General features: G+C 54.0%; 26 protein-coding genes and 3 tRNA genes. 16 read left to right on the top strand and 13 right to left on the bottom strand.

Translation table 11 applies throughout. From position 1 onward, the window contains the following. The first annotated feature begins 91 nt into the window (after positions 1 to 91). The 6 genes from O0S10_RS08350 (at position 92) to O0S10_RS08325 (ending at position 3,522) form a co-directional block, all read left to right on the top strand. Complete coding sequence (locus tag O0S10_RS08350; RefSeq protein ID WP_268925420.1) at positions 92 to 478, top strand: GTP-dependent dephospho-CoA kinase family protein; 387 nt, start codon at positions 92 to 94, stop codon at positions 476 to 478. A gap of 230 nt (positions 479 to 708) precedes the next feature. Beyond that, positions 709 to 1,002: a 30S ribosomal protein S24e gene (locus O0S10_RS08345; protein ID WP_268925419.1), complete on the top strand. Its 294-nt coding sequence runs from the start codon at positions 709 to 711 to the stop codon at positions 1,000 to 1,002. Between the two features lie 3 nt (positions 1,003 to 1,005). Next, positions 1,006 to 1,188 carry a 30S ribosomal protein S27ae gene (locus tag O0S10_RS08340; protein WP_268925418.1) on the top strand — a complete coding sequence of 61 codons (183 nt, stop codon included), beginning with the start codon at positions 1,006 to 1,008 and terminating at the stop codon, positions 1,186 to 1,188. Positions 1,189 to 1,199: 11 nt separating this feature from the next. After that, positions 1,200 to 2,777, top strand: a complete 1,578-nt coding sequence (locus tag O0S10_RS08335; protein ID WP_268925417.1) for a bifunctional N(6)-L-threonylcarbamoyladenine synthase/serine/threonine protein kinase — start codon at positions 1,200 to 1,202, stop codon at positions 2,775 to 2,777. Further along, positions 2,774 to 3,316 (top strand): RdgB/HAM1 family non-canonical purine NTP pyrophosphatase, encoded by a 543-nt coding sequence (gene rdgB / locus O0S10_RS08330; RefSeq protein WP_268925416.1) that lies wholly within the window; start codon positions 2,774 to 2,776, stop codon positions 3,314 to 3,316. Before O0S10_RS08335 ends, rdgB begins: the two co-directional genes overlap by 4 nt. Beyond that, the gene (locus O0S10_RS08325; RefSeq protein ID WP_338148565.1) at positions 3,313 to 3,522 is read left to right on the top strand and encodes a 50S ribosomal protein L40e; all 210 of its coding nucleotides are present in this window, start codon (positions 3,313 to 3,315) and stop codon (positions 3,520 to 3,522) included. Before rdgB ends, O0S10_RS08325 begins: the two co-directional genes overlap by 4 nt. 88 nt (positions 3,523 to 3,610) lie before the next feature. Here O0S10_RS08325 and O0S10_RS08320 read toward each other — a convergent pair whose 3' ends face one another. Together O0S10_RS08320 and O0S10_RS08315 are read right to left on the bottom strand one after the other, a co-directional pair. Beyond that, complete coding sequence (locus tag O0S10_RS08320; protein ID WP_268925415.1) at positions 3,611 to 4,285, bottom strand: putative phosphothreonine lyase domain-containing protein; 675 nt, start codon at positions 4,283 to 4,285, stop codon at positions 3,611 to 3,613. Positions 4,286 to 4,347: 62 nt separating this feature from the next. Then, the gene (locus tag O0S10_RS08315) at positions 4,348 to 4,707 is read right to left on the bottom strand and encodes a hypothetical protein (protein WP_268925414.1); all 360 of its coding nucleotides are present in this window, start codon (positions 4,705 to 4,707) and stop codon (positions 4,348 to 4,350) included. An 82-nt stretch (positions 4,708 to 4,789) separates the two neighbouring features. On the opposite strand from O0S10_RS08315, the gene O0S10_RS08310 reads away from it, so the two are divergent. From O0S10_RS08310 to O0S10_RS08295, 4 genes are all read left to right on the top strand, one after another. Beyond that, positions 4,790 to 5,002, top strand: a complete 213-nt coding sequence (locus tag O0S10_RS08310; protein ID WP_268925413.1) for a hypothetical protein — start codon at positions 4,790 to 4,792, stop codon at positions 5,000 to 5,002. Between the two features lie 80 nt (positions 5,003 to 5,082). Continuing rightward, entirely contained in the window at positions 5,083 to 6,003 is a 921-nt protein-coding gene (htpX, locus tag O0S10_RS08305; RefSeq protein WP_268925412.1) for a zinc metalloprotease HtpX, read from the top strand. Positions 6,004 to 6,074: 71 nt separating this feature from the next. Then, positions 6,075 to 6,145, top strand: a tRNA-Gly gene (locus O0S10_RS08300). A gap of 22 nt (positions 6,146 to 6,167) precedes the next feature. Further along, positions 6,168 to 6,239, top strand: a tRNA-Val gene (locus tag O0S10_RS08295). Positions 6,240 to 6,259: 20 nt separating this feature from the next. On the opposite strand, the gene O0S10_RS08290 is transcribed toward O0S10_RS08295, so the two are convergent. From O0S10_RS08290 to O0S10_RS08280, 3 genes are all read right to left on the bottom strand, one after another. Continuing rightward, positions 6,260 to 7,207 (bottom strand): phosphatase PAP2 family protein, encoded by a 948-nt coding sequence (locus tag O0S10_RS08290; protein ID WP_268925411.1) that lies wholly within the window; start codon positions 7,205 to 7,207, stop codon positions 6,260 to 6,262. Positions 7,208 to 7,335: 128 nt separating this feature from the next. Further along, entirely contained in the window at positions 7,336 to 11,025 is a 3,690-nt protein-coding gene (locus O0S10_RS08285; protein ID WP_268925410.1) for a phosphoribosylformylglycinamidine synthase, read from the bottom strand. A gap of 115 nt (positions 11,026 to 11,140) precedes the next feature. After that, positions 11,141 to 11,503, bottom strand: a complete 363-nt coding sequence (locus O0S10_RS08280; RefSeq protein WP_268925409.1) for a DUF134 domain-containing protein — start codon at positions 11,501 to 11,503, stop codon at positions 11,141 to 11,143. A gap of 173 nt (positions 11,504 to 11,676) precedes the next feature. Here O0S10_RS08280 and atwA point away from each other — a divergent pair, with 173 nt between their 5' ends. Next, complete coding sequence (gene atwA, locus O0S10_RS08275; protein WP_268925408.1) at positions 11,677 to 13,341, top strand: methyl coenzyme M reductase system, component A2; 1,665 nt, start codon at positions 11,677 to 11,679, stop codon at positions 13,339 to 13,341. Positions 13,342 to 13,409: 68 nt separating this feature from the next. Here the strand turns inward: atwA and O0S10_RS08270 are convergent, their stop codons facing one another. From O0S10_RS08270 to O0S10_RS08255, 4 genes are all read right to left on the bottom strand, one after another. After that, the gene (locus O0S10_RS08270; protein ID WP_268925407.1) at positions 13,410 to 14,249 is read right to left on the bottom strand and encodes a hypothetical protein; all 840 of its coding nucleotides are present in this window, start codon (positions 14,247 to 14,249) and stop codon (positions 13,410 to 13,412) included. Next, positions 14,246 to 15,271, bottom strand: coding sequence for a polymer-forming cytoskeletal protein (locus tag O0S10_RS08265; protein WP_268925406.1), 1,026 nt, complete (start codon positions 15,269 to 15,271; stop codon positions 14,246 to 14,248). Before O0S10_RS08265 ends, O0S10_RS08270 begins: the two co-directional genes overlap by 4 nt. Before the next feature lie 28 nt (positions 15,272 to 15,299). After that, positions 15,300 to 16,523, bottom strand: coding sequence for a 2,3-bisphosphoglycerate-independent phosphoglycerate mutase (locus O0S10_RS08260; protein ID WP_268925405.1), 1,224 nt, complete (start codon positions 16,521 to 16,523; stop codon positions 15,300 to 15,302). A gap of 66 nt (positions 16,524 to 16,589) precedes the next feature. Beyond that, positions 16,590 to 16,664 (bottom strand) — tRNA-Met (locus O0S10_RS08255). A 97-nt stretch (positions 16,665 to 16,761) separates the two neighbouring features. On the opposite strand from O0S10_RS08255, the gene O0S10_RS08250 reads away from it, so the two are divergent. After that, positions 16,762 to 17,172: a thioredoxin family protein gene (locus O0S10_RS08250; protein ID WP_268925404.1), complete on the top strand. Its 411-nt coding sequence runs from the start codon at positions 16,762 to 16,764 to the stop codon at positions 17,170 to 17,172. Further along, the gene (locus O0S10_RS08245; protein WP_268925403.1) at positions 17,141 to 19,312 is read left to right on the top strand and encodes a DEAD/DEAH box helicase; all 2,172 of its coding nucleotides are present in this window, start codon (positions 17,141 to 17,143) and stop codon (positions 19,310 to 19,312) included. Before O0S10_RS08250 ends, O0S10_RS08245 begins: the two co-directional genes overlap by 32 nt. Here the strand turns inward: O0S10_RS08245 and O0S10_RS08240 are convergent. The 4 genes from O0S10_RS08240 to O0S10_RS08225 all read right to left on the bottom strand — a co-directional run bounded on the left by O0S10_RS08240 (position 19,303) and on the right by O0S10_RS08225 (position 22,522). Further along, positions 19,303 to 20,082 (bottom strand): heparan-alpha-glucosaminide N-acetyltransferase, encoded by a 780-nt coding sequence (locus O0S10_RS08240; protein ID WP_268925402.1) that lies wholly within the window; start codon positions 20,080 to 20,082, stop codon positions 19,303 to 19,305. The two genes, O0S10_RS08245 and O0S10_RS08240, sit on opposite strands and share 10 nt — an antisense overlap. Positions 20,083 to 20,241: 159 nt before the next feature. After that, positions 20,242 to 21,078, bottom strand: a complete 837-nt coding sequence (locus tag O0S10_RS08235; protein ID WP_268925401.1) for a DNA-methyltransferase — start codon at positions 21,076 to 21,078, stop codon at positions 20,242 to 20,244. A 2-nt stretch (positions 21,079 to 21,080) separates the two neighbouring features. Then, on the bottom strand, positions 21,081 to 21,506 hold the full coding sequence (locus O0S10_RS08230) for an FKBP-type peptidyl-prolyl cis-trans isomerase (protein ID WP_268925400.1): 426 nt from the start codon (positions 21,504 to 21,506) through the stop codon (positions 21,081 to 21,083). Positions 21,507 to 21,571: 65 nt separating this feature from the next. After that, positions 21,572 to 22,522, bottom strand: a complete 951-nt coding sequence (locus O0S10_RS08225) for a DUF475 domain-containing protein (protein ID WP_268925399.1) — start codon at positions 22,520 to 22,522, stop codon at positions 21,572 to 21,574. Positions 22,523 to 22,621: 99 nt separating this feature from the next. Between O0S10_RS08225 and O0S10_RS08220 the strand changes: the two genes are divergently transcribed. From O0S10_RS08220 to O0S10_RS08210, 3 genes are read left to right on the top strand one after another with little or no spacing between them, the layout of a single operon-like run. After that, a complete protein-coding gene (locus O0S10_RS08220) occupies positions 22,622 to 23,281 on the top strand; it encodes a PEGA domain-containing protein (RefSeq protein WP_268925398.1) in 660 nt (219 codons plus the stop codon). Between the two features lie 31 nt (positions 23,282 to 23,312). Further along, positions 23,313 to 23,993 carry a PEGA domain-containing protein gene (locus tag O0S10_RS08215; RefSeq protein ID WP_268925397.1) on the top strand — a complete coding sequence of 227 codons (681 nt, stop codon included), beginning with the start codon at positions 23,313 to 23,315 and terminating at the stop codon, positions 23,991 to 23,993. Next, positions 23,990 to 24,592 (top strand): DUF2115 domain-containing protein, encoded by a 603-nt coding sequence (locus O0S10_RS08210; protein WP_268925396.1) that lies wholly within the window; start codon positions 23,990 to 23,992, stop codon positions 24,590 to 24,592. The genes O0S10_RS08215 and O0S10_RS08210 overlap by 4 nt, the downstream gene beginning before the upstream one ends. The last annotated feature ends 123 nt before the right edge of the window (positions 24,593 to 24,715 follow it).

Genomic DNA, 24,715 nt, shown 5'->3' with positions numbered 1-24,715 from the left:
TCTCCCGTCGGAACACAGAGGGCTGTTCAAACAGCCTTTCGGTACTCTTTTTCCAGAATTTTCTGATATTGCTGCGCAGTTGTCAGGCAGGATGGTCTGCACAGTAGGAGATGTTGTTACCCACTCGGCACTTGCCCGCGGCATTATTCCTGCGGTAGGCGTTATCGACGGATTTACCATGCGCTCCCCGTATCTCGCGATGCCGGAGATTTCGCACCATATTCTGCGGGTCAGAAATCCGGCGGGTACAATTACGGATGAACTTGTTGCTGTCCTTAACGAAGCAGTGATGTCCACGCCCTGTATGATTCTGGTGGATGGTGAGGAGGATCTGGCAGTTCTTCCGCTGATCAGATTTCTGCCCGACGGTGCGCTGGTTCTCTACGGTCAGCCGAATGAAGGCGTCGTGGTCTGTGAGGTGACGCAGGAGTTACGTTTGCGCGCCGACGATCTGCTGTCCTGTTTTGAGTCTGTTTAATCGGCACTCTTATTCAGAACCTGTGCGTTTCCAATCCTGCGGTTGATCGCGCATACTCATCATCCAGGTTCAAACCGACGAAGCAGGGTTTCATCCGAGATTTTTTTTCTTTCTGTAGAACTCCCCCGTTTTCACCCGAGGTAGAAGGGAACGGAGGGTCTTACGAGAAGAGAAAATGATGAAAGACACCAGTATTAAATATACTGCATTCCAATATTTGTGGGATATCGATGGAGATTAAGATCACCTCTAATACCAGAAACGAGCTTTTAAGCCGTAACGAGGTTGCATTCACCGCCACGTATGACGGCGCAACCCCTGCCCGTGCAGATATCGGAGCAAAAATCGCAGCTATGCAGAATACCCCGGTAGAAAACCTCATTCTCTCTCCGCTGAAGGGACGGTTCGGAGCAAGAGCAGTTATCGGTGTTGCACGCATTTACGACTCTCCGGAAGCACTGAAAGCAACCGAACGCGCGTACCTGATTTCCCGCGGTCAGCCGAAAGCAGCTGAGGAGGAGTAAATCATGGCAGCAAAGAAGGCAGCAAAAGAGTCACAGAAGCGCAGTGAGCTCTATTCCGTTGACGGACAGGGAAAGGCAACCACCACGCGCCGCCACTGTCCCCGCTGCGGCCCGGGTGTGTTCATGGGCGAGCATAAGGACCGCTTCTCCTGCGGAAAGTGTGGATATACTGAGTTTAAGCAATAAAATACATTATTATGCCCGAAACAAGGGTTCTTGGCATTGAAGGAACCGCATGGAACTTCAGTGCCGCTGTTTTTGATGAGGATCTGGTTTGTCTGCATTCCTCACCATATGTGCCTCCGCAGGGAGGAATTCATCCGCGCGAGGCGGCCCAGCACCATGCGGCGGTTGCCGCAGAGGTGATTGGGAAAGTTCTTGCCGAAGCCGGCGATGACATCGACGGTGTGGCATTTTCGATAGGACCTGGTCTTGGTCCTTCTCTCCGGACTGCTGCAACCGCGGCGCGGTCGCTTGCCCTGAAGTACGGCGTGCCGCTGATCGGTGTGAATCATTGCGTGGCCCATGTGGAGATCGGCCGCTGGTACACGAAGTTTACCGACCCTATCGTGCTGTATGCATCCGGCGCAAACACACAGGTGCTCGGTTTCCTGAACGGCCGCTACCGCATCTTCGGCGAGACACTGGACATCGGTCTTGGCAACGCGCTGGACAAGTTCGCCCGCAGTCATGATCTCCCGCATCCGGGAGGGCCGATCATCGAGGAGATGGCAAAGAAAGGGTCCTACATTCCTCTTCCCTACACAGTGAAGGGAATGGACCTTGCCTTCTCCGGTCTGATGAGTGCGGCAAAGGAGGCAACGGCACGCGGTGAGTCAATGGAGGATGTCTGCTGCAGCTTTCAGGAGACGGCGTTTGCGATGTGTGTTGAGGTGACGGAGCGCGCACTTGCCCACACCGGAAAGGATGAGGTCATTTTGGTCGGAGGTGTTGGTGCAAACAGCCGTTTACAGGAGATGCTTCGGATCATGTGCGAGGAGCGCGGCGCGAAGTTCATGGCGCCGCCGCGCGTGTATATGGGTGACAACGGTGCGATGATTGCCTACACCGGCAAGGTGATGCTGGAGGCTGGTTCGACGATTCCGATAGAGGAATCATTTGTGAACCCCGGTTATCGGTCGGATCAGGTGGAGGTGACCTGGCGGAATGATGCGGGCGAACTGTTCGCTCCCGGTCAATCGGAAATTACGGAACGCGGCGCGGAGGCTGCGGTGGATCTTACAGATACAGATGCAGTGAAAACGCGACTGTCGAAAGGATACCGCGTGCCGGAACTTGATGCACATCTCATCGTGGAACGCACGCGCGCTGAAGCACGGTGTATTGCGGCAGCACGGCGCGGTGGTGTGCCGGTGCCAATCATCCGCGATGTGACCGGAAACGCGATTGTGATGGAGAAACTCGACGGTGATGTGCTGAAGTATATCATCGGCGATGAATATGCATATGAAGCAGGCAAATCCGTCGGCAAACTGCACAAAGCAGGTATCGTGCATGGCGATCTGACCACCTCAAACATGATCTGGAAGGGCGGGCGCGTGTACCTGCTGGACTTTGGTCTTGCACAGATGACGGATGAGATCGAACCGCGCGGAGTGGATCTGCATGTGCTGTTCCAGACGCTGGAGAGTACGACGTCCTCGCCTGCAACACTGAAGCAGGCCTTCTGCGACGGATACCGATCAGTGTTTACCGGAGCAGATGCAGTGATCGGGCGCGAGCAGGAGATAGAACTGCGGGGGAGATATCTGTGATCACGGTCGTTACCGGCAACAAAAACAAGGCCAAGGAAGTTGCCGCATTCTTCTCCGGCATTACCGAGGTGACACATATTGCCTTCGACTGTATTGAGCCGCAGGCAGACTCTGTGGAAGAGATCGCCCGCGCCAAAGCAGAGCAGGCATATGCGGCGCTTGGCGTTCCGTTAATCGTGGACGATACAGGCCTGTTCATCGATGCGCTGTCTGGGTTTCCCGGACCGTTTGCCGCATATGTACAGGACACCATCGGCAACGCTGGTGTGCTCCAGCTGATGGAAAGCACAGAGATGCGAAACGCACATTTTGCAACCGCGGTCGCCTATGCGGATGCAAACGGTATCCGGGTATTTTCCGGCCGGGTTGACGGAACGATCACGTTCGCAGAACGCGGTACGGAAGGCTTCGGCTACGATCCTATTTTTGCCGTGGGTGAAAAGACACTTGCCGAGATGTCGATGGAGGAGAAGAACCATCTTTCGCACCGTGCCCGTGCACTTGCAGCGTTCCGGGACTGGTATGTCACCTCCCGATGAGCGTAATTGTTAATAACACTCAGCACCCACATTATAGAACTCAATATAGGGGTTATTCATACATGAGATTCCCAGAAGCAGAGGCAAGACTTCTTAATGTGAAAGTTTGCATGAAATGCAACGCACGTAACGCTATCCGCGCAACCACCTGCCGCAAGTGCGGTTCCACGTCTCTTCGCCCGAAGAACAAGGAACGCAAAGCATAATCGAGCGAAAGCTCACGCACATTATGCATACTGGCGCAGGTACTGCCGCGCCGTACATTTTTTTCTTTTTCAGAGTTTTTAAAAAAAGTTAGACTGAGTAGTAGGTCACACGTTTTCCCTTTTCGCGGTACTCGCCCGCGTAGGTGTCAAGGTTGCGCTTGTAGCCGATCCGATCCACAAACCCGAGATTTCTCAGTTCTTCGCGCACGCGCATGACGTCATCCTCATCCGACCAGTCGGCGGTGAAAACATAGATCACTTTCCGGTCGTCGCGCGAGTCCTCGTTTTCCTTTGCCGTGCTCACCTTCGCACCGATACCAAGCGTGCCGGCAACGGTTGCGTTGCGCACCTTCTGCCATGCGGCATCGATATCCTCAGGTGGAAGAAAGATCAGCCACTTTCCCGCTTCTTCTGCCCCTGTTGCCCCTGTTTCCGCACCGGGGCGATCCTGCTGAATCCAGTAGGATTTTGTGGTTTTCGTCGGAATAATTCCTTCGCCTGCCGCATACAGCCCGGCAATATCCACAGCGGTTCCAAGCATCGCAAGAGCGGGAGCAAGCGGTGGATACTCCTCGATGAATGCAGCGAGAAGTGTCTCGCAGCGTGCGGTCAGATCGGTGCCTGCCTCAACTTCGCGGTACAGACAGGTCTCCTCCTTTTCCAACTGCTGTTCCATGAAAATGGTGAACATCCCAAACGCCAGATCGGTCAGCTCCTCTGTCATGATCTCTTCCCCGGACTCGGTGATGCAGTCGTCAGACATATGTACCAAGAATATTGTCCGAGAAAGATGTTTAGGTTTCTTGTTGCGGCGGGGTGCACCTCTTACTCTTCAATTACCCTGTTTCTGTCAATTCGTGCGGCTGTACGTTCCAGACGCAAAATAATACTGCTCAGGATACTGGAACAGACCTGCGTATCAGAAATTTCTGCTTCCGCAAGGAGCTGATAAATTTCATGAAGGTAATCAGCCATTTCAATTGCTGCGTCAAGTTCAACCAGAAGAAGCGTGAAATCCTGCTGGTTCAGGTTCGGAACACAGGGGGTCACACCGCACCTGCTTCTGACGAAAAGATACGTCCCGACCAGAACCGTATTCCCTGTGCTGCCGTATGTACTGATCGCATTGATGCCACAAAGAACTCTTGGGCTGGTGACATAATAAAGATGTCTTTTTGATGTCATTGAACTCATTTGAAATAAATTTGATTGCAACAGACATCACATGATGCACAAAGAAAAAAAAGACTTTCAGACAACAGTCCGAATGCCCGCATCCCTGTGGAGGGAGATTGAGGTAAAAGCGGATGAGGCAGGAATCAGTGCTGTTGCCTGGATTCGCCGTGCCTGTCAGGAAAAATTATCCCGTGACTGTAATGCTGAGAAATCCTCATCACGTATTGTGAATGAGGAGGAGATGCGAAAGCTTGTTCGGGAGATCCTCAGAGAGGAGATCGATAAAATCCGCAGCTCAGAGTGATGCAGGGCCGATAACACATATGAATATCCACATCCGGGACACGAAGCATATTATCTCCCGCGTATACATTAATATTTACAATGATATGGAAGCGTGACTACGGCCTCCTCGCCCGTCAGATGGTGGCGTGGCTGGTTATGGGCCTCATCTACGTCGTACTCTTCTCGGTGATCGGGTGGTGGCTGGCAGGTACCGGCATGTTCGGTTCCTCCTACCTCTACCTGATAATCGGAATGGCAGCAGTAATGGCGTTGATCCAGTACTTCCTTTCGGACAAACTGGTACTGATGTCAACCAGAGCAAAGGTTGTATCGGAAGACGAAGAGCCGAAACTGTATGCAATGGTGAAAAAACTCGCCGACGAGGCAGGCCTCCCGATGCCGCGGGTGGCAATCATGCCGTCGCCGGTACCGAATGCATTTGCAACCGGTAGAAGTCCGAAACATGCGGTTGTGGCAGTAACTCAGGCAATCAGAGGTATCCTCACCGATGAGGAGCTGGAAGCAGTTCTGGCCCATGAACTTGCGCATGTGAAGAACCGCGATATGCTGACGATGACTATCGGCAGTTTTCTGGTTTCCGTTGCAGCGATGATCATCAACAACGCCTTCATCATGGCACTCCTCAGCAGCAACCGTGACAGCGAAAACGGTGGAGGAATTATTGTCTTCATTGTTGCAATGGTCGTGGTTGTCATCGTGTATATTGTGGGAACCCTCGTTACAATGGCCATCTCCCGGTACCGGGAGTTTGCGGCAGATCGCGGCAGTGCCTACATCACCCGTGATCCGGATGCATTAATTCGTGCGCTGAAAAAGATCTCCGGCAGAATGGATACGGTACCTCCGGATAAGAAGCGCGAGGTCTCCGCCAACAATGCATTCTACATCATCCCGGCAATATCCGGTGAGTCAGTGATGGAACTGATCTCCACGCACCCGACCCTTGAGAAGCGTATCGCAAACCTGGAGAAGGTCAAGCAGGAGATGCAGGGATACTAATCCCTCATTTTTTTGTTCTGAAAAATCCGGCAGATTTAATTACTTCAAAACAAAACATATGTGACGCAAAAGCACTGATGGTCTAGAGGTATGACTTTGGCCTTCCAAGCCAATAGCCCGGGTTCGAATCCCGGTCGGTGCACTCCCTTTTTGTGGGTTTTCTTGGATTCGTGGTCTAGTGGTATGACGTCGCCTTCACACGGCGAAGGTCAGGAGTTCGAATCTCCTCGGATCCATTCGTTTTTCTTAAAAAAAATTAATCAATCCGTTTTTTCCGAACAAAACAGAGGAGCCACGGATATCCTGCAGAAATGAACAGCCCGAGGAGGATGCCGGACAAAAACTGTCCAATCTCTATACCAAGGAGGGGAGGGAAGCATGCAGAAAAACCCGTTTGCAGCACCAGTAAAAATAAGAGTCCTCCAAAACCCCTGAGTATCCGCGGAGCTGTTTTTAAAGGAATCGTAAAATGAATTTTTCTCCGCTCTACCAGCCAACCAAACAGAAAACCGCAGAACCACCCAATGGGAAGAAAAAATGCGTTAAATGCATGAGCCACAACCTCCGGTCCTACACCTTCGATTGCCGGATATGGACGGAACAAAACACAGGCAACAAGAAGGAGAATTATGGCCATACTGATTAAAGTGACAACCCAGTCCATTTGCGGGTTTCGATCAATACATTTCAACAGATGCCAGTTGAGCCAGAGAAAAAAGCCGGCAAGAGCCAGACCCAGAAGTACATCAACCGGAGTATGAACCCCGAGATACATTCGGGAAAATCCGATTAAGACAATAGCCAGTATACAGAGAACAGGAACAAAAACAGGTTTGCGAAATACTACTGCAAGCGAACCAAAAAAAGCTGCAGCCGATGTGGTATGACCACTTGGGCAGGAAAATCCGCCGGCTCCGGAAACTGCCTCAGCGGTAGGGTGAATCGCAGGCTGAAGTATCCAGGGACGGGGCACGTAGAGCAACAGTTTCAGAAAATGAGAACATATATCAATGGAAAAAATACTGAATGCCATGTAGGTCCCGGCACGTTTATCATAACACCAGTAAATAACGGCCATCACCAGAACAGGCAAAAGGCCGGTTAAAAACGGATGGGAGATGAGATGGAAAAAATTATCAATTATTTCAGGAGCCGACAGGCGATAGGCCTGCAGGTACAAAAGAAGGTCAATACCGGTATACATAGAATATTACATCTCAGTATATAGCTATTCTCGTGTTATTCCTCATAATAATTACATATAGACAATATAGTGAGACAAGAGAGACATCATCAAAGAAAGGAGGAAAAAAAGGTTCCGAGACAGAGAGATTACTGGTAGTATTTTACCAGCGACTCAAAGAGCTGCAGATAAAACTGATCCTCAACGTTTTTGTACAGTCCCTCTCCCACACGCTCGGAATGTCCCATCTTGCCAAGCACTCTGCCGTCCGGTGAGGTAATTGCTTCAATCGCCATCACCGAGTTGTTCGGGTTGAAGTGAATATCAGAGGTAGGCTGGTCCGCGAGATCGACATACTGGGTTGCTACCTGGCCGTTCGCGATCAGATTCCGAAGAGTTTCTTCATCTGCAAGGAATCTGCCTTCGCCGTGCGAGATCGGAACCGCAACCACATCATCCACGTTCACGCATGCAAACCACGGAGACTTCACGGAGGCGATGCGAGTCCGCACAATCCGCGACTGGTGGCGGCCGATGGTGTTAAAGGTCAGGGTCGGGGAGTGTTCATCCACATCCACGATCTCACCGTACGGCACAAGACCCAGCTTAATCAGCGCCTGGAACCCGTTGCAGATGCCGCACATCAGGCCGTCGCGGTTCTTCAGAAGATCATGCACTGCGTCCTTGATTTTCGCGTTGCGGAAGAACGCAGTGATGAACTTGCCCGACCCGTCCGGCTCGTCACCGCCGGAGAATCCTCCGGGAATGAAGATGGCATGTGACCGGCGGATGGCGTCAGCCACACGGTTTACGGACTCGGCAGTATCCTGTGCGGTCATGTTGTTGATGATGATGATCTCAGGAACCGCACCAGCACGGGCAACCGCTTTGGCACTGTCGTACTCGCAGTTCGTTCCGGGGAAAACCGGAATGAGAACGCGGGGGCTGGCAACCCGGACGCGGGGCTTTGCCGTGTTCCGCTCGGAATAGGAGATCTTCTCGATCGTTCCTTCGCCCTGGGAAATGTTGCAGGCAAACACCGGCTCAAGTTTTGCTTCATAGATATTCTGAAGTTCGTCAAGCGAAACGGACACGGAGCCGGAACGAAGCTCAGGCACCGCAGTTGTTCTGCCGAGCAGAACACCTGTATCCGTCTCGTCGGCAAGTTCGAGGATGAACGATCCGTACCGGTAGCCGAAGAGATCGTCTGTCTGGATACCCGCCTCATAGGAAAAGCCGATTCCATTGCCGAGTCCCATCTTCAGAATACCTTCCGCAACACCTCCATAGGCCGGTGTCCAGCAGGAGAGCACCCGTCCCTCGCGCATCAGTTTTGTCACCTGCGAGAAAACTGAAATCAGTGAGCCGGTTGTCGGAAGTTCCCCTTCATACACGGGAGAGAGAAGAACCACACGGTGGTTTGGGCCTTTGAACTCGTTTGAGATGATGTGGCGGATCTTCTCGGTGGTCACCGCAAACGAGATCAGCGTCGGCGGCACGTTGAGCTGTTCAAACGATCCGCTCATCGAATCTTTCCCGCCGATAGCTCCTATACCAAGACCCATCTGGGCTTTGAGTGCACCAAGAAGTGCGGCGGCGGGTTTGCCCCAGCGCTGCGCATCGGATCCGAGTTTTTCAAAGTACTCCTGGAAGGAGAGGTACACATCCGAAAATGTTGCACCAGTCGCAACCAGTTTGGCAACACTTTCAACCACGGCAAGATACGCACCATGGTAGGGACTCTTCTCCAGAATCTGCGGGTTGCAGCCCCATGCCATCAGGGAACAGTCATCGGTATCGCCCTTCTCTACCGAAATCTTGGTGACCATTGCCTGTACCGGCGTCTGCTGATATTTTCCGCCGAACGGCATCAGCACCGCACCCGCACCAATCGTCGAGTCGAACCGCTCGGAAAGTCCACGCTTGGAACAAACATTCAGATCGTCTGCAAGACGCCGGTAATTTTCCGCGAAATCTCCGGAGGCTTCGCGGGTGAACGGCTGCGGGACTGCCATCTCCACCTCGATGTGCTTTTCCACACCGTTTGAAGCGAGGAACTCACGGGAGATGTCAACGATTTTATCTCCGTTCCAGATCATCACCAGACGCGGCTCAGCGGTTACCTCGGCGACGATGGTCGCTTCGAGATTTTCCGCATGGGCAAGTGAGATGAAACTCTGCGCATCAGCGGCAGCAACTACTACGGCCATACGTTCCTGCGACTCGCTGATCGCAAGCTCGGTACCGTCCAGGCCGTCATATTTTTTGGGCACTGCGTTGAGGTTGATCAAAACCCCGTCGGCAAGTTCTCCGATGGCGACCGAGACGCCGCCCGCACCGAAGTCATTGCAGCGCTTGATCAAAACTGCGGCGTCGTGATTGCGGAACAGCCGCTGGATTTTCCGCTCTTCGGGAGCGTTCCCTTTCTGCACCTCGGCACCGCAGGACTCAAGGGATGCGGCGGTGTGGGACTTGGAGGAACCCGTCGCCCCGCCGCAGCCGTCACGGCCGGTTCTGCCTCCAAGGAGAATCACCACATCCCCGGCGATAGGAACTTCGCGGCGTACATTTTTCGCGGGTGCCGCACCGATGACGGCACCTACCTCCATCCGCTTTGCGATGTAGCCGGGATGGTAGAGTTCGTCCACCATGCCGGTTGCAAGCCCGATCTGATTGCCGTAGGAACTGTAACCTGCGGCGGCGGTCGTGACAATCTTTTTCTGCGGGAGTTTACCGGGCAGTGTTTCGCTGATCGGTGCAAGCGGGTTTCCGGCACCGGTCAGCCGCATCGCGGCATACACATATGCCCTGCCGGAAAGCGGGTCACGGATTGCGCCGCCGATGCAGGTTGCGGCGCCTCCGAAGGGCTCGATCTCGGTCGGATGGTTGTGAGTTTCGTTTTTGAACAGCAGCAGCCAGTCCTCATCGTTTCCGTCAACGGAGACGGTGATCTTTACGGTGCAGGCGTTGACCTCCTCGGACTCGTCAAGCTTGTCAAGCTTGCCCTGCGTCCGCAAATATCTGACGGCAATCGTTCCTATGTCCATCAGGTTGACGGGTTTGGTTCTGCCGATCATTTTACGGATTTTGAGGTACTCATCAAATGCTTCCTGCAGAAGAGGACTTTCCGTCTTCACGCTGTCGATGGTGGTAAGGAATGTCGTGTGGCGGCAGTGATCCGACCAGTAGGTGTCGATCATCCGAATCTCGGTGATGGTCGGGTCGCGGTTCTCGCTGATGAAGTATTTCTGGCAGAAGGCAAGGTCGGCGGAGTCCATGGCAAGACCGTACTGTGCGGCGAAGTCGGCAAGGCCCGCAGTATCCAGACGGCGGAATCCGTCCAGCACCGCCACTTTTGCGGGAACAACACAGTTCATCACCAGGGTCGTTGGCATTGCAAGATCGGCCTCGCGGCTTTCGATCGGGTTGATGACATATTTTTTGACCGTGTCAAGCACCGCATCGGAGATGCTGCCGCCGAGAACATACACACGGGCGGTACGGACAATGGGACGCTCTTTTTGCGAGATAAGCTGAATACACTGGGCAGCGCTGTCAGCACGCTGGTCAAACTGGCCCGGCAGATATTCAACGGCAAACATCCGTTCATCGTTGGCAAGGGTCAGAGTGTCTGCGACGATGTCAAGCTGCGGCTCGGAGAACACGGTACGTTTTGCGTACGCAAAGAGGGGTGCGTCGATGTTGTCAACATCGTAGCGGTTGATGATTCGGAGTGAGGTGATCCCCTGCACCCCCGGAAGAGTGGAAAGCTCACGGAGGAGCGCGTGCGATTCATTTGCAAGAGCGGGTTTCTTCTCAACAAATACTCTGAAAACCATTGTAAAATCCTTACCTGTCAGCCCGGTTAGCTGTATAGTATATAGGAGGAATGGGTTTTTTAGTTTGCTGTACTGGAAGAGACACTCATGAGGAAAAAAGCGGGAGACAAAAAAATTATTTTTCCATGTCCGGTGAAACACTGCTGCATCTGTTTTCATGAGGGCAGCAGGAGACGCGGATGGCTTTTCCGTTCACGAGCGCATCAGCAATCTTTCTCCGCGCTTCATGCAGGTCCCGCCACGCCGTTTTACGGGAGACACCGAGAACTCCTGCTGCCTCCTCCTGCGAGAGGTCATCCAGATCCACAAGTTTCAGGACCGCGATCTCCTCTGGAAACACGACAACAGATTCCATATTCTCCTGTCGATGGGGACAGACCGGTGCATAGCAGCCGGAGGCTCCGTCAAGATCGATGCACCGCCGTACCCGCGGGCGACCGTATCTGCCTTTCGGACATTCGTTTGGATTTTCCGGCATGGTATATCTTCTGTATTTTTTTCTCTGCCGCTTAAAAGTGCTTTTGCCTGTTTGCAGATATCTGTATGAATTTACTCATATGCGCCAAAGTATATAATATTCCCTGATAAATACTATGATAGCATTTTCCGGCAGATGAAATGAGCCTGCCGGGTATTTGAGGTATAGTGCAAATGACGACGCCATTTATCACCATTGAAAATCTCTGTATCGATTTTCCTGCAGATGCAGACAATCCGGCGGGTGAACAGGTCAGGATTCTCAACAATATCAATCTGGAAATAGCCGAAGGGGAGATTGTCGGTGTGATCGGCAGATCCGGCTGCGGAAAAACCGTTCTGATTCATCTGTTGCGGGGAATTGAACATCCTCCCACCGCAGGAAGGATCATCTATCATATTTCCCGCTGTCCTGTCTGCGGCAGAATTGAGTTCCGCAGTAGTGCGGGCCAGAAGTGCCCTGCCTGTGGTGTGGTTCTGGAGGCGCAGGACGTGGATTTCTGGGCGCCGGAGAGCGCTGTTCTCAAGACAAAGATCATGGCAAGAACATCGCTGATGTTTCAGCGGACGTTTGCCCTCTACGGTGATGATCGTGTGATTGAGAATGTTCTGCGGGCGCTGGATGATATTGACTATCCGGCGGAGAAGGCAATCAACCGTGCAGCAGACCTGATCGATGAGGTGCGGCTGACGCACCGGATGATGCATGTGGCACGCGATCTCTCCGGCGGTGAAAAGCAGCGTGTTGTTCTTGCCCGCCAGCTGGCACGCGAACCGCTGTTTCTCTGTGCCGATGAGCCGACCGGCACACTCGATCCCAAGACTGCAACAATTGTGCACGGTCTTCTGAATCAGGCAGCGAAGAGTACGAATATGGGCATGGTGATAACTTCGCACTTTTCGCAGGTACTGGAGGATGTCTGCGATCGGGCGGTGCTTCTGGATGACGGGATGATCGTGAAGGTCGGCGATCCTGCCGAAATTGTTGCGGAGTTCATGAAGGACTGCGCAGATGATCTGGAGTACAGCGATCAGGAGATCGGCAATCCGATTGTGCGTGCCGATAAACTGTACAAGAAGTTTATCGCGGTGGACCGGGGCGTCATCAAAGCGGTGGACAATATTACGTTTGAGATCAACGAGCGGGAGATTTTCGGTGTCATCGGGGTTTCGGGTGGCGGGAAAACGACACTGTCGAAGATGATTGCAGGTCTCTACGAGCCAACGGCGGGAAAGCTGGATGTGCGGATTGGTGATGAGTGGATCGATATGACGAAGCCCGGATATCAGTTCCGCGGCCGTGCCAAACAGTACATCGGCCTGCTGCATCAGGAGTATGATCTCTACCCGCACCGGACAATTATTGATAATCTGACCGACGCCATAGGCCTTGAGTTCCCGAAGGAGCTTGCGGTCAGGAAGGCGCTGATTACGCTGCGGATGGCAGGGTTTACCGAGAAGAAGGCAAAGGATGTACTGAACCGCTATCCGTCCAGTCTGTCTGCGGGCGAGAAACACCGGGTTGCGCTGGCACAGGTTCTGATTCGCGAGCCGCGGATTATTCTATTGGATGAACCGACCGGAACAATGGATCCGATCACGAAGGTGGATGTGAAGCATTCGATCATTCACGCCCGTGAGGAGATGGATGAGACGTTCATCATTGTGTCGCACGATATGGAGTTTGTCCGCGATGTCTGCGACCGCTGTATGTTCATTCGCGGCGGGAGGATCATCGATATCGGTCCGACGCACGAGGTGCTTGCAAAACTTTCCGAGAAGGAAATTTCAACGATGGCCGAGGCGGTTGCAGAAGAACGTACCGATGCTGAGAAGTAAATATACTCTGAAAATATATTTTTTTTTTTTTGAAAAAATCTTAAACATACATTGTGTGATGAAAAAATTTACCCGAAACAGACCCAGCGGTCATAAATTGGATCGCGCTCATTTTCCCATATTTCAAGATCGCGATCAACGCCCTTTGCCCATTCACGCACCCAGTGTGCCTCTTCCTCGGTTGCAACTGTAATGAGCGTCTCGGCGGTGATGCCCGCAAGCTCCTCGACAATGGGCCGCCAGATATCCTGTGTGTACACATACATCTGACCGAACATGATTCCCATGCCGCGCTCCGCATCCGGCAGATATGCAGACGCCACCGTTCCGTCGATACAGAGGGTGTCCTCCGGCGCAAGGCGGCCGGAGGCAAGACCCAGTGCAAGCAGTGACGGATCGTTATCGTACGCGATCGGGCGGCCTCCCATCTCGCGGATGATCATGGAACCGATGCCGGAACCGGCACAGGCATCAAGGCAGAGACCGGGCGCAGATGTTCCCCACACCTCGTGCAGGAGATCGCGGACTTTTTCAATTCTGTCGGGCGGCAGGTCTTCACGGGCGGGGGCAATCTCTTCGCGAAGAATTTCTGCAAAATAGGCCCGCACGGCATCATCAATTGCGGCACGCGGTTCCTGATACAGATCGCCGTCCGCCGCCGTAAAGAGGGAAAACTCCTGCTCCGTCGGACTGCGGAAGTTCCATGAGGTTCCCACCCACTCGTCACCCGCATGAACTGCGAACAGTACCGGATTTTCCTCTTCATCAATCAGCATCCGGGCACCGCCGGGCGTAGGTTCAGCTTCGCAGATCAGAACGCCGGGCTCGCCACTGTTCACGAGCGATGCATAGTCGGGTTCAAGGAACCGGACGGTATCCAGTTCCAGCATTTCTGCAACCGATTTCATTCCTTTTTCTCCTCAAACCGTCCGATGGTCAGACCACCCGGCGAACGGATGATGCCGCTCACCAGCGCATCCTCATGCAGCCAGACTTTGTCGCCCGCAACATCGCCAAGAATGTCTGCGCCGCGTTCGATTCTGATATTCTGCCCGATCACGTCGCCATGCACTGCAGTGCGTTCGCCAATCCTGACACGGCGGGATGCATGGATCCCGCCGAAGAGGGTAACATCATTTTTCAGGGCAACGGATTTTGCCTTGATGTTTCCGTGCAGACGGCAGTTTACACCGACGGTCATCGGGGTTGAGACGGAGAAGTAGCGGAGGTCCATCGTGGTGCGGGGCGGCAGAACAAGCGGCTCGGAATTGGCCTCCGAGATGATGGCATTCACCGTTTTTTCCACCTCCGCTTCGTTGTCGAGGTGGAGCATGGTCATGACATAGAGGAGGAGGTAGAGGATGACGGGCATCGGGTTTCTGATGCTGATGTCACCTAAGGCTTTGAACTCTTTTTCAATGGTGACGTTGTCGCCGATGTCAAGGTTGCCGCCGACGGTCAGTTTGCCGTGCACTTTAACGCCTTCTCCCAGGTAGGCGTCACCGTTGCAGATGACGGTGCCGTTGATCTCACAGAAGTTGTCGATACGGAGATCACCCTCGGCAACGACATCGCCGGTCAGTTTGCAGAATTCGCAGACGACAACGTCGTTGCCGTAGAGACCATAGCCTATGTCGCAGTGGTCACCCACCAGAATGTCGTTTTTGGTTTTGAGAATGCGTTCCTGCAGTTCGGTTCTGTCCGGCAGAATGCATTTCTTAAAAAGTTCAGCGGTTGCAATAGCGGCAACGGCGGAGGATTCTTCACTCTGCGGAGGTTCGGTTTCCGGCAGTTCCTCCGTTGTTTCGGGGAGCGGGGAAGCTGCCGCATGTTCCTCCTCGTCCAAGTCAGGAAATGCCTCCTCCGCTTCAATCAGGACGTTATCAGGAATGGGTTCTGCGATGATAACCCGTTTTTTTTCCTCTGCCATTCTCCACCCTGTCTATATGTAATAATCGTTATGCGCCGTACTTATGGGTTTTGTCGATGAGGTCCAGAAGGATCGGCATCAGGTCGCCGCCGCGAATCCGGCAGAGTGCACCTGCCGCACAGGAGATCTCATCATAGGAGGAAACGTGGTCAATCCGCGCTCCGTCGCCGCGAATGATCAGGGGCACGGGATCTGCGCTGTGCTCTTTGATAGTGCACGGGGTCGAGTGGTCACCGCAGACGGCGATCATGAGGTCCGGCATTTCCATGAGGGGACGGAGTTCTTTGTCGATCTGTTCCAGAAACTCCTTTTTCTCCATTGCTTTTCCGTCGTGGCCGTATTCATCGGCGTTTTTGATGTTGAAGAGAACGAAGTCCTGCGTTGCAAACTCTTGTCTGACCAGGGCAACCTGTTCCGCAAGCGGGGTGTCCGGGTTTACCGGAACGCGGCGAAGACCGACGGAGCTGCCGATGCCTGCAATGAGGGCGGCTGCGGCAACGACACTGCCTGAGAGTCCGTGGCGTTCCCCGAACGGTTCGTAGACGCCCATGGCACCGCTTCCCCGGATAAGGACGATGTTGGCCGGGTTCTGTCCCGCAGCTTTTCGGGCAAGGTTGACCGGGTGATTTTTGAGAATTTCTGCTGCCTGACGACAGAACTCGTTGCAAACTTCAGCAGTGAATTTTGCTTCGGGAGTTTCCTTTCCTTCGGGGTGAATGGTCTTGGGCGGGATGCCGGTTTCTTTGGGGTCATTACTGGAGACTGCGGCGGAGAGGCCTTTGCCTTTCAGGGCGAGGGCGGCACGGTGGCCGGTTCCCGGCTCGAACTGAATGCTGACACCGTATTTGCTGAGGTCAATACCGTCACGGATGGCGGCGGATATCTCGGTGGTGTCGGAGATTCTGCCGGCACGCCGGTCAATCACGTTGCCTGCGTCGTCGAGGGTTGCATAGTTTGCGCGGAATCCGATCATGCCGGGTTCCATCTGAATGCCGCAGCCTGCGGCTTCCAGCGGGCCGCGACCGGTGTAGTACTGCTGCGGCGGGTAGCCGAGAAGGCTTAAGTGGGAGGTGTCCGAACCCGCACGGATTCCGGGAGCGACAGGGTCCATGATGCCGCAGATGCCGGTCTTTGCGAGTTCGTCAAGGTTCGGCATATGTGCTGCCTGCAGCGGGGTTTTGCCGCCGAGACAATCACACGGACGGTCACCCACGCCATCAATGATGAGAAGAAGAATTTTGGATGCTGTCATTCCCTGATACGTTGGACGGGTAAGACTAAGTGTATTGTGCTTTTGGAAAATTCTACAGAAAAACAGTAGCGAGGAATGGATTTGAACCATTGGTCTACGGGTTATGAGCCCGTCGGGATCTCCTGACTACCCCACCTCGCTTCTTGTAAGTGAGATAAAATATACGACGGTTTTACTTAAATATATTCCGATATGTTGTTGGCATATCCTCATTAGGTTGGTTTTCCCATATTCTGGTATGGAAGATGATGAGCTGGAACAGCTGAAACGGAAACGGTTTGAACAGATGGCTGCAAAGATTCCGCCGCCGGAAGGGTGGCCCGTTGTGCATCTGACGGAGTATAATTTCAATGAGGTCACGCTCGGGCGGCCAAAAGTGGTGATTGATTTCTGGGCTGAATGGTGCGGGCCGTGCCGATATTTTGGCCCGATATTTGAGGAGATGTCGATTGAGTTTCCCGAGGTGCAGTTCTGCAAATGTGATACTGATCGCAACCACGGGATTGCGACGCAGCTCGGCATCACGAGTATTCCACGGGTGCTGTACATCGTCAACGGTACGGCGGTGCGACTGCATGTGGGTGCAATGTCGGCAGAAAAGTTCCGTGAGGAGCTGAATGCGGTGTTTCGATCCGATGACGCTGTTTGAGTCGTTTCACCCGAGTCTGCAGGAGGTTCTGCTTTCCGGCATGGGATGGGACGGGCTGCGGCCGGTACAGGAGGAGACCTGCCGGGCGGTAGCTGGCGGTGCGGATGTGGTGGTTCTCGCACCGACCGCCGGCGGCAAGACAGAGGCTGCATTCATTCCGGTGATTGATGCGCTGCTGAAGGCGGGGTCGTCAGGGCTCGGGGCAATCTATCTTTCACCCTTAAAGGCGCTGATCAATGATCAGGAGGATAGGATTCGGCTGATGTGCGGGCGGGCGGGACTGACGGTTGCATCCCAGCACGGCGATGTGGCGTCCCGCGACCGGTGGAAGTTTGCCGCGGGCGGGGAACTGCCGAATCTTTTGCTCACGACGCCCGAATCACTGGAGGTGCTGCTCGGGGATCCCGTGTCCCGGGGAGCGTTTTCCTCAGTCCGGTTTGTGGTGATCGATGAGATTCATGCGTTCATGGAAACGGATCGCGGTGTGCATCTCCGATGTCTGTTAGACCGGTTGGAGATGATTTCGGGGAAGGGTGTTGTTCAGCGGATAGGGTTGTCGGCGACGGTCGGAAATCCGGAGGATCTGCTGGCATGGTTGTCAGGGTCCGGGAGGAAGAAGCAGCTGGTACAGATTCCGTCTCCTGCAACCCCGAAACAGTTTTCTTTTGTGGTGGAGGAGGACTTTTCCGCGCAGGTGCGGGCGATTGCAAACGCGGTGCAAGGGAAGAAGGCACTGGTGTTTGTGGACAGCCGGAGTTTTGCAGAGCGGCTGATGGTACCGCTCGGCGATCTGGTGTCCGGGGTGTATCTGCATCACTCTTCGGTGTCGGCGGAGGATCGTGCAACGGCGGAGGCGGCGTTTGATCAGAGCGGCGGGACGTGTGTTATCTGTACAAGTACGATGGAGCTTGGCATCGATATCGGTGATCTGGATCTGGTGATCCAGTACGGGCCGCCGCGATCAGTTGCGGCGTTTTTGCAACGGCTGGGACGTACCGGCAGGCGCGGGCGGGCGGCTGCGATGACATTTATTCTGCAAAACCCGTGCGATCTCCTGATTTCTGCGGCGACGATTGAGTCAGCGATGCGGCATGAGATAGAGCCGCTCACGGCTCCGGCACATGCATATCATGTGATGATTCAGCAGCTGTTTCTTCTGCTGAAAGGCAGGACGGGTGGGGTGTCGCAGAAGACAATCACCGTTTCGCTCCGTTCCTTAACGCCCTTTTCGACTGTGTCTCCTGCAACGGTGGCAAAGATGCTTTTGTATCTTGAGGAGCGGGAGTATGTGGTCCGTGACGGGGATCTGTACTCTGTCGGCCCGCGGGCGGAACGGGAACTGGGGAAGTCAAACTGGATTGCGCTGATATCGGTGATTCACGATGCGGGCGGATATCTTGCGGTTCTGCCGGACGGGACGGTTGTGGGAACTCTGGACCCCCGGTTTGTGGGAAGCGACCCCGGCAAGATGTTTTCGTTTGCAGGCAAAAACTGGCGATTGCTGTTCCGTGATGACGCGCATAAGCGTGCGCTGGTGGAGCCCGCATCTGCCTCCGGCAGCGGAGTGAAACGACCGTTCTGGAGCGGCACCGGGATGCGGGGAGCGGATGCATCGCCTACGGTCTGCGGGGCAGTTTGTCAGCTTCTTGCCCGCGGAAAGACGCTTCTTCCATTGCCGCCAGAGCAGCAGGAGATACTTGACGGCCTGATCCGGATACTGCCGGAGGATTTTGTACCGGGGACGGTGCATGTCCGGTCTGAGCCGGAGGTCACCGGCTGGTCGGTGGTCGCCGCAACGTTCCTGGGAGCGCGGGCAAATATGGTTCTTGCACGTTTGTTAAAAGAGCGACTTGCGGACGGGAAATACAGCATGCGGTATGATCAGTTTGCAATACGCATTTTCGGTTGGGAGTCACCGGATGCGGCGGAACGTGTGGGTGATCTGCTGCGGGAACTGTCGCGGACAGATTCTCAGGTGCTCGCAGGCGAGCTGCCGGAGCTGCCGGATACGACGTGGAAGTTCGGTGCGATGCTGCCGCGGGAGATGCTTTCTCTTATGGCGGCGGATGAGTATTATTGTCTGGGGCAGGTTCTTGCAGGGATTGCTACAGTACGGGTGCGGGAGAGTATCTACAGATAGCCGAACGGCATGCCAAGTGCCTGAGATACGATCATGATGAGGTAGAGGACTCCGGCGATGATCGGGAGATGCAGGAGATAGATTTCCAGCGGATGCCGGCCAATGAGGGCAAATGCTCTGCCTACGAGCCCTGCGTCCGGGATGCGGATGCGACGGACCCCTTGGGGATAGAGGACGGAGCCGATGGCGACACCGAGAAGCATGACGCCTACCCAGGGGAGGAGCGGGAAGTAGTCACGCGGGTAGAACATGCCGTCCGGGAGAATGCCAAGCGGCAGTAGCCAGATCGGTTCGATGTGAATGGATTTGACGAGGAAACCGGCCCAGATGAGAAGGATGGCGGGGATGATGTTCCATTTGCCGAGCCGGAGAAACGGGATGCAGAGGATCATGGACAGTCCCATCATCTGCAGGAAGTTGAAGAGCATGTAGTTACCGTCTCCGATGATGAAGTGGATGGCAAGGGAGGCGACTATGGCGACGGCAATGCCGATAAGGAAGATCTGGATGCCACGTTTGAAAATTGCCGTATGGTATTCCCGTTTTGGGCGGTCTGCCATTCTGCCGTACCGGAGAACGAGGGCAACGCCGGATATGATGACGAAGATACTCGTTCCCAGGTGAATGTAACGGCAAACTTCATAGTACCATTCCATGGTAAAAGTCATGTGAAAGATTACCATGAGAGAGGTGATGTGAAAAAGAATCATGCCAATAAGGGAGATACCCCGGATTGCATCAATCTCCCAGTACCGTTCGCCCATTGCCATTTTCGTTGGTGCTGCCGGATAATGGATTTTGTGCTTGGGATTCTCTGATAGTCTGACAATTTTGTTTTTGAAATTCTTTGGTGCGTGATTTTTTTTGGAGTGATGGATAAAGATATTTCCATATTTTTCGGAAAAAAAGATCCCTGCCACTTGAAAATGTCAATTCTTTGCAGTAAGCTGTTCGGCTGCGATTCGTTCTTCGGCGATTTTGATGTAGTTCTCGTCGATCTCAAATCCCACGAAGGGAATGCCAAGCCGGACTGCTGCGAGGGCGGTGCTGCCGATGCCCATAAACGGGTCCATGACGAGGCGGCAGCGGTCGATGCCGTGGTCGCGGATGCACATCACCGGCAGCCGGACCGGGAAGGTGGCCGGATGGGGACGTTCTTCACGGATGGTTTCGTAGGGGATAAACCAGGTATTGCCGCGGTCGCGGATGTCCTGTTTTTTCTGTACCCATCTGCGGACGTTGCTTTTGTCCTGATACGGTACGCCGTTTGCGAGCCGGTCGATGGGTACGTCGCCGGTTTTGGTGAAGTGGAAGATGAACTCGTGGCAGTCGTTGTGATACCGGCGGCTGTTGATCGGTTTGTAGTGACCGACAGCGACGCCGTTTTCAGAAATACCTGCGTTGTAGAATCTGCCCATGTCTTCTTTGGGGAGTGCGATGGATTTGATCCAGTGGATCATGTTCTGGAGGATGAATCCGGATTTCCGGAACTCCATGGCAACATCCATCGGAATCCAGGGGTCTTTGAGGCTGCCGCCGACGTTGAGATACAATGAGCCGTCATCGGACAGTACACGTTTCGCTGCGCCGGCAACTTCGTTCATCCAGGAGAGGTAGCCATTGCGCGGGACGGTGTCGTCATAGGTGGTGTAGGGTTTGCCGATGTTGTAGGGCGGCGAGGTGACGATGATGTCAACGGATCCGGCGTTCAGCTGGTTCATGCCGGTGATGCAGTCGCAGTGATGGATGGTTCCCGGATGTGTCATGGTCAGAGGATTTTTTCTATGGTGATTTCGTAGTCTATGGTTTCGCCTGCAAGCGGGTGGTTGGCATCTACGGTGATGCTTTTGTCGGTCACACTGACCACCGTGACGAGGCAGGGTTTTTTCAGGACATTCACTCTGATGATCTCTCCCGGGGCCGGGTCGTGATCGAGACTGAGTTTATGTCGTTTGATGGTGACGACGAGTTTTTTGTGGTACCTGCCATAGGCTTTCTCCGGAGGGAGTGTGACGGTGACGGTTTCCCCTTCGGTTCTCCCGATGAGGGCTTCTTCAAACGCCGGGTTGATCTGTTTTTTTCCAAGTGTGATCTGCACCGGCTGGCCGGAACGGGTGTCTTCAAAGATTTCTCCGTCGGGACGACGGCTGGTGAAGTGAAGAAGAAGCGTACTTTCGGCAGTGACACCGGTCATGGTTATTCTGTATGTCAGGGATGGTACATTAGCGTTTGTCCGGGAACAAAAAAAGGAAAGACGGTTTACTCCCGCGGGATGCGGCACACGCCGAAGTCATTTCTTTTGATTTTTCTGAGCGAGAGCCAGAAGAATGCTGCCACAATTCCGATGGTCAGAAGCGGTGCAAACCAGATGGGGATGTGCAGGCCGAATCCTTCGCCGCACATGATAAGGCCGAGCGTAAAGATCGAGTACATCGCACCGTTCTTGAGATAGGCATATTTTCTGATGTTGTCGATGTTCCGGACGGTTAGTTCACGTACGACGACTGCGCCGATACCGTTTCCGATCAGAATCAGCGGAACAGACATGGTAAATGCGAATGCACCGATGACGCCGTCAATGGAGAAGGTTGCATCAATTACTTCAAGCAGCATCAGTTTGCTCATGTCCGATTTGTTTGAGGTCCCTGATTCAAGTTCTGCCGATTTTTTGTCGGCAAACAGCCGGAATCCCTGCATGATGAAAAAAATTGCAGAGCCTCCCACTGCGGCCACTGCGAGAAGAGCGTTGATCTGTGCTGCTGCGTAGCAGATGAGGAACAGAATGACTGCTGCAACTGCGTAGAACCAGGGACCCTGCCGTGACATGGTACGTTCGCCCGGGACGATGCAGTTCTTTTCTTCGGCCATCAGCCAGTGGAGGAAGAGGAATATCATGAAGATACCTCCGGCCAATAGGAGGAACGGTGCGCTTGTTTCGATTGCGGCGGCGGCGGTGGCGTCGTCGGAGAAGGTTGCGGTCAGTGCACCGATGGGGCCGAGCGACGGGGTTGAGAACCAGATGATAAGCCATGGTAACACACCGCGGATACCGAAGACTGCAATGATGATACCCCAGGTCAGGAACCAGCGGCGTGCCCACGCTTTCATGGTGGACAAAATATCTGCATTGATGATTGCATTGTCGATGCTTGCCACGGTTTCGAACGCGACAAGACCAACCACGACTAAAACGGCGTATGCAATCTCCATGTTAACTGTGGACATGTTGGGGCTGATGGGTTATTAATATCTCTTTATACGGTCCGACACGGGCGATTCATTTATGAGGATGTACTCTGATCTATTCACATGAAACGTTCCTTCATTTTTTTTGTTCTTCTGTGCGTCATGTTTGCGGTACCCGGGGTACTTGCGGATGAGCCGGTCAGTAAACTGACGATCGATTCCATTCCGGGCGGGGCGGATGTGCGGGTCTCGGATATGTTTGTCGGATATAGTCCGGTGACGGTTGAGGTTGCCGGGGGAACAACCGTTTCCGTGTGGATAGAGCGTCACGGCGGAGGTTATGATATCTGGAAAGGGTCGGTGTATGTTCCAAAGGGGGAGCACATCACGTATACGGCGAAGCTCTACCGGACCGAGGATAAGATTCGTACGACCGGTTATCTGAGTGTCGGGTCCAATGCGGAGGGGGCGGAGGTGTATCTTGATAACGGATTCATCGGGACGATTACGAACGGGACATTTGTCAGGGATGAGGTGAAGCTTGGTCTGCATGAGGTGGTTGTGCAGAAGGATGGTTATGCAACTTATACGGGTCTGGTGGAGGTGAAGCCGAAGAACATCGCAACTACGAGCGTTGATGCGATTCTGATGCCGTTTGCAACGGCGGCAACTCCGGTTCCGACGACCGCTGCATCTGTTCCGCCCGCTCCGACGAGGACGCCGGTTCCGCTGGCGGGCTTTGCAGCGGGTCTTGCGGCGGCAGGTGTTCTGATGCGCCGGTGAATTTAATAGGATAGAGGGTGGAGGTAATGATATGAAGAAGTATCTACTGACAGCTGTACTTTGTTTGTTTTTGATCGCGGCATGCGGGGTGACGACGGTTTCTGCGTTCGCGGAGAATGAGGCGGGACTGACGATCAATTCGGAGCCAAGCGGGGCGACGGTGACGGTTTCCGGTAAGCTGGTGGGATACACGCCGGTTTTTACGGTTATTCCGGGAGATGCGATGGCAAATGTGCGTGTCGAGATTCCGGGTAATACGTATGAGGTCTGGAAGGGTTCGGCATATGTTCCGTCTGGTCAGAATGTGAGTATGAATGTGACTGTGTACAAGAAGTCGGAGGGAGCTAAGGATGTTGGTCTGGTGTCTGTTTCCGGTACAGAGGGGGCACAGGTGTTTCTGGACAACAGTTATTACGGAACGATTGCAGACGGGAGTTTTACTATTGATAATGTGAAGCTTGGTCTGCACTCTGTTGAGGTGAAAGCCGAGGGTTATAATGAGTATGCGACGCTGATTGAGGTGAGGCCGAAGAATTTTGCGACGGCAAATGTTGCTGCGGATCTTGTTCCGGTGTCGTCCGGAGCAGATGTGCCGACGACCGCGGGTACGCCGTTGTCAACAACGGTTCCGCCTGCACCGACGAAGTCACCGGTCTGTGTGGTTCTGCCGGTCATTGCTCTGATGGGTGCCTGGGCAGTTCTTCGCAGATGAATGTTCTGTCTCTGTCCGACGGTGAGTCGGCGGTGCTGATTGATGAGACGGTTGCGTCTCTTCAGGTGGTGACAGGTACTGCTGAGGCGGTGAGGAGAATCGGGACGGCACTTTCCCGGTACACGGTGTTTGATCTTCAGTATATCGGGGGTTTTATCCGTCGTGAGGTGGAAAAACTGCCGGATCCGTACCGGAGGGCCTATCGGCCTTACTGTTCGGATCTGCTGGATCAGTATCATGTGTTTATGCGGGTGTACCGGACGAACGGGGTTTCTGATGCGCCGCTGACGGATCCGGTACTTTGGCATGAGTTCTGGGAGGTTGCGCGGGTGCAGTGTTTTGTGCGGTCGGGGAGGTCGGATGATCCGTTTCCGCAGATGGAGCATCCGCTGAGTAAGTTTTTTTACCGGCTGGTGTACGGGTATGTGATGCTGATTGCGGGAGGATACGGACATCCGATTGGGATGCCGTTTCCGGGCGGGGCGACGGTCCGCCGCGAGGGGGAACGGGTGCTGTGTCCTATCCGGGATAAGGAACGGGATCTGCCGTCGGCGCTGTGTAATTTCTGTCCGGCGGAGCAGGATCCGCGGTACAGGTAATTTTTCCGGATGGTCTGTTTTTTTGTGTTACTGTGGGTTTGAAAAATGGTGGTGCGGGGGCTTAGAGCCCCATTCTTTTTCGCATTCCTTCGGGTACGTGTTCTACATAAGGCCGTCTGATTC

The organism is Methanocorpusculum petauri, assembly GCF_026891975.1.
Lineage (GTDB): Archaea > Halobacteriota > Methanomicrobia > Methanomicrobiales > Methanocorpusculaceae > Methanocorpusculum > Methanocorpusculum petauri.
Note: the sequence above shows the minus strand (reverse complement) of the source record. Positions and strands in the feature narration are given on the sequence as shown.

Excerpts from the sequence above, each read along its gene's own strand:
- O0S10_RS08210 (WP_268925396.1), top strand. The coding sequence starts at position 23,990 with ATGAATGTTCTGTCTCTGTCCGACGGTGAGTCGGCGGTGCTGATTGAT.
- O0S10_RS08345 (WP_268925419.1), top strand. The coding sequence starts at position 709 with ATGGAGATTAAGATCACCTCTAATACCAGAAACGAGCTTTTAAGCCGT.
- O0S10_RS08315 (WP_268925414.1), bottom strand. The coding sequence starts at position 4,707 with ATGACATCAAAAAGACATCTTTATTATGTCACCAGCCCAAGAGTTCTT.
- O0S10_RS08285 (WP_268925410.1), bottom strand. The coding sequence starts at position 11,025 with ATGGTTTTCAGAGTATTTGTTGAGAAGAAACCCGCTCTTGCAAATGAA.
- O0S10_RS08260 (WP_268925405.1), bottom strand. The coding sequence starts at position 16,523 with ATGACAGCATCCAAAATTCTTCTTCTCATCATTGATGGCGTGGGTGAC.
- O0S10_RS08335 (WP_268925417.1), top strand. The coding sequence starts at position 1,200 with ATGCCCGAAACAAGGGTTCTTGGCATTGAAGGAACCGCATGGAACTTC.
- O0S10_RS08215 (WP_268925397.1), top strand. The coding sequence starts at position 23,313 with ATGAAGAAGTATCTACTGACAGCTGTACTTTGTTTGTTTTTGATCGCG.
- O0S10_RS08230 (WP_268925400.1), bottom strand. The coding sequence starts at position 21,506 with ATGACCGGTGTCACTGCCGAAAGTACGCTTCTTCTTCACTTCACCAGC.
- O0S10_RS08225 (WP_268925399.1), bottom strand. The coding sequence starts at position 22,522 with ATGGAGATTGCATACGCCGTTTTAGTCGTGGTTGGTCTTGTCGCGTTC.
- O0S10_RS08320 (WP_268925415.1), bottom strand. The coding sequence starts at position 4,285 with ATGTCTGACGACTGCATCACCGAGTCCGGGGAAGAGATCATGACAGAG.
- O0S10_RS08220 (WP_268925398.1), top strand. The coding sequence starts at position 22,622 with ATGAAACGTTCCTTCATTTTTTTTGTTCTTCTGTGCGTCATGTTTGCG.
- O0S10_RS08340 (WP_268925418.1), top strand. The coding sequence starts at position 1,006 with ATGGCAGCAAAGAAGGCAGCAAAAGAGTCACAGAAGCGCAGTGAGCTC.
- O0S10_RS08245 (WP_268925403.1), top strand. The coding sequence starts at position 17,141 with ATGCGGTGTTTCGATCCGATGACGCTGTTTGAGTCGTTTCACCCGAGT.
- O0S10_RS08310 (WP_268925413.1), top strand. The coding sequence starts at position 4,790 with ATGCCCGCATCCCTGTGGAGGGAGATTGAGGTAAAAGCGGATGAGGCA.
- O0S10_RS08265 (WP_268925406.1), bottom strand. The coding sequence starts at position 15,271 with ATGGCAGAGGAAAAAAAACGGGTTATCATCGCAGAACCCATTCCTGAT.
- O0S10_RS08250 (WP_268925404.1), top strand. The coding sequence starts at position 16,762 with ATGGAAGATGATGAGCTGGAACAGCTGAAACGGAAACGGTTTGAACAG.
- atwA (WP_268925408.1), top strand. The coding sequence starts at position 11,677 with ATGACGACGCCATTTATCACCATTGAAAATCTCTGTATCGATTTTCCT.
- O0S10_RS08280 (WP_268925409.1), bottom strand. The coding sequence starts at position 11,503 with ATGCCGGAAAATCCAAACGAATGTCCGAAAGGCAGATACGGTCGCCCG.
- htpX (WP_268925412.1), top strand. The coding sequence starts at position 5,083 with ATGATATGGAAGCGTGACTACGGCCTCCTCGCCCGTCAGATGGTGGCG.
- O0S10_RS08270 (WP_268925407.1), bottom strand. The coding sequence starts at position 14,249 with ATGAAATCGGTTGCAGAAATGCTGGAACTGGATACCGTCCGGTTCCTT.
- O0S10_RS08290 (WP_268925411.1), bottom strand. The coding sequence starts at position 7,207 with ATGTATACCGGTATTGACCTTCTTTTGTACCTGCAGGCCTATCGCCTG.
- O0S10_RS08235 (WP_268925401.1), bottom strand. The coding sequence starts at position 21,078 with ATGACACATCCGGGAACCATCCATCACTGCGACTGCATCACCGGCATG.
- O0S10_RS08240 (WP_268925402.1), bottom strand. The coding sequence starts at position 20,082 with ATGGCAATGGGCGAACGGTACTGGGAGATTGATGCAATCCGGGGTATC.
- O0S10_RS08350 (WP_268925420.1), top strand. The coding sequence starts at position 92 with ATGGTCTGCACAGTAGGAGATGTTGTTACCCACTCGGCACTTGCCCGC.
- O0S10_RS08325 (WP_338148565.1), top strand. The coding sequence starts at position 3,313 with ATGAGCGTAATTGTTAATAACACTCAGCACCCACATTATAGAACTCAA.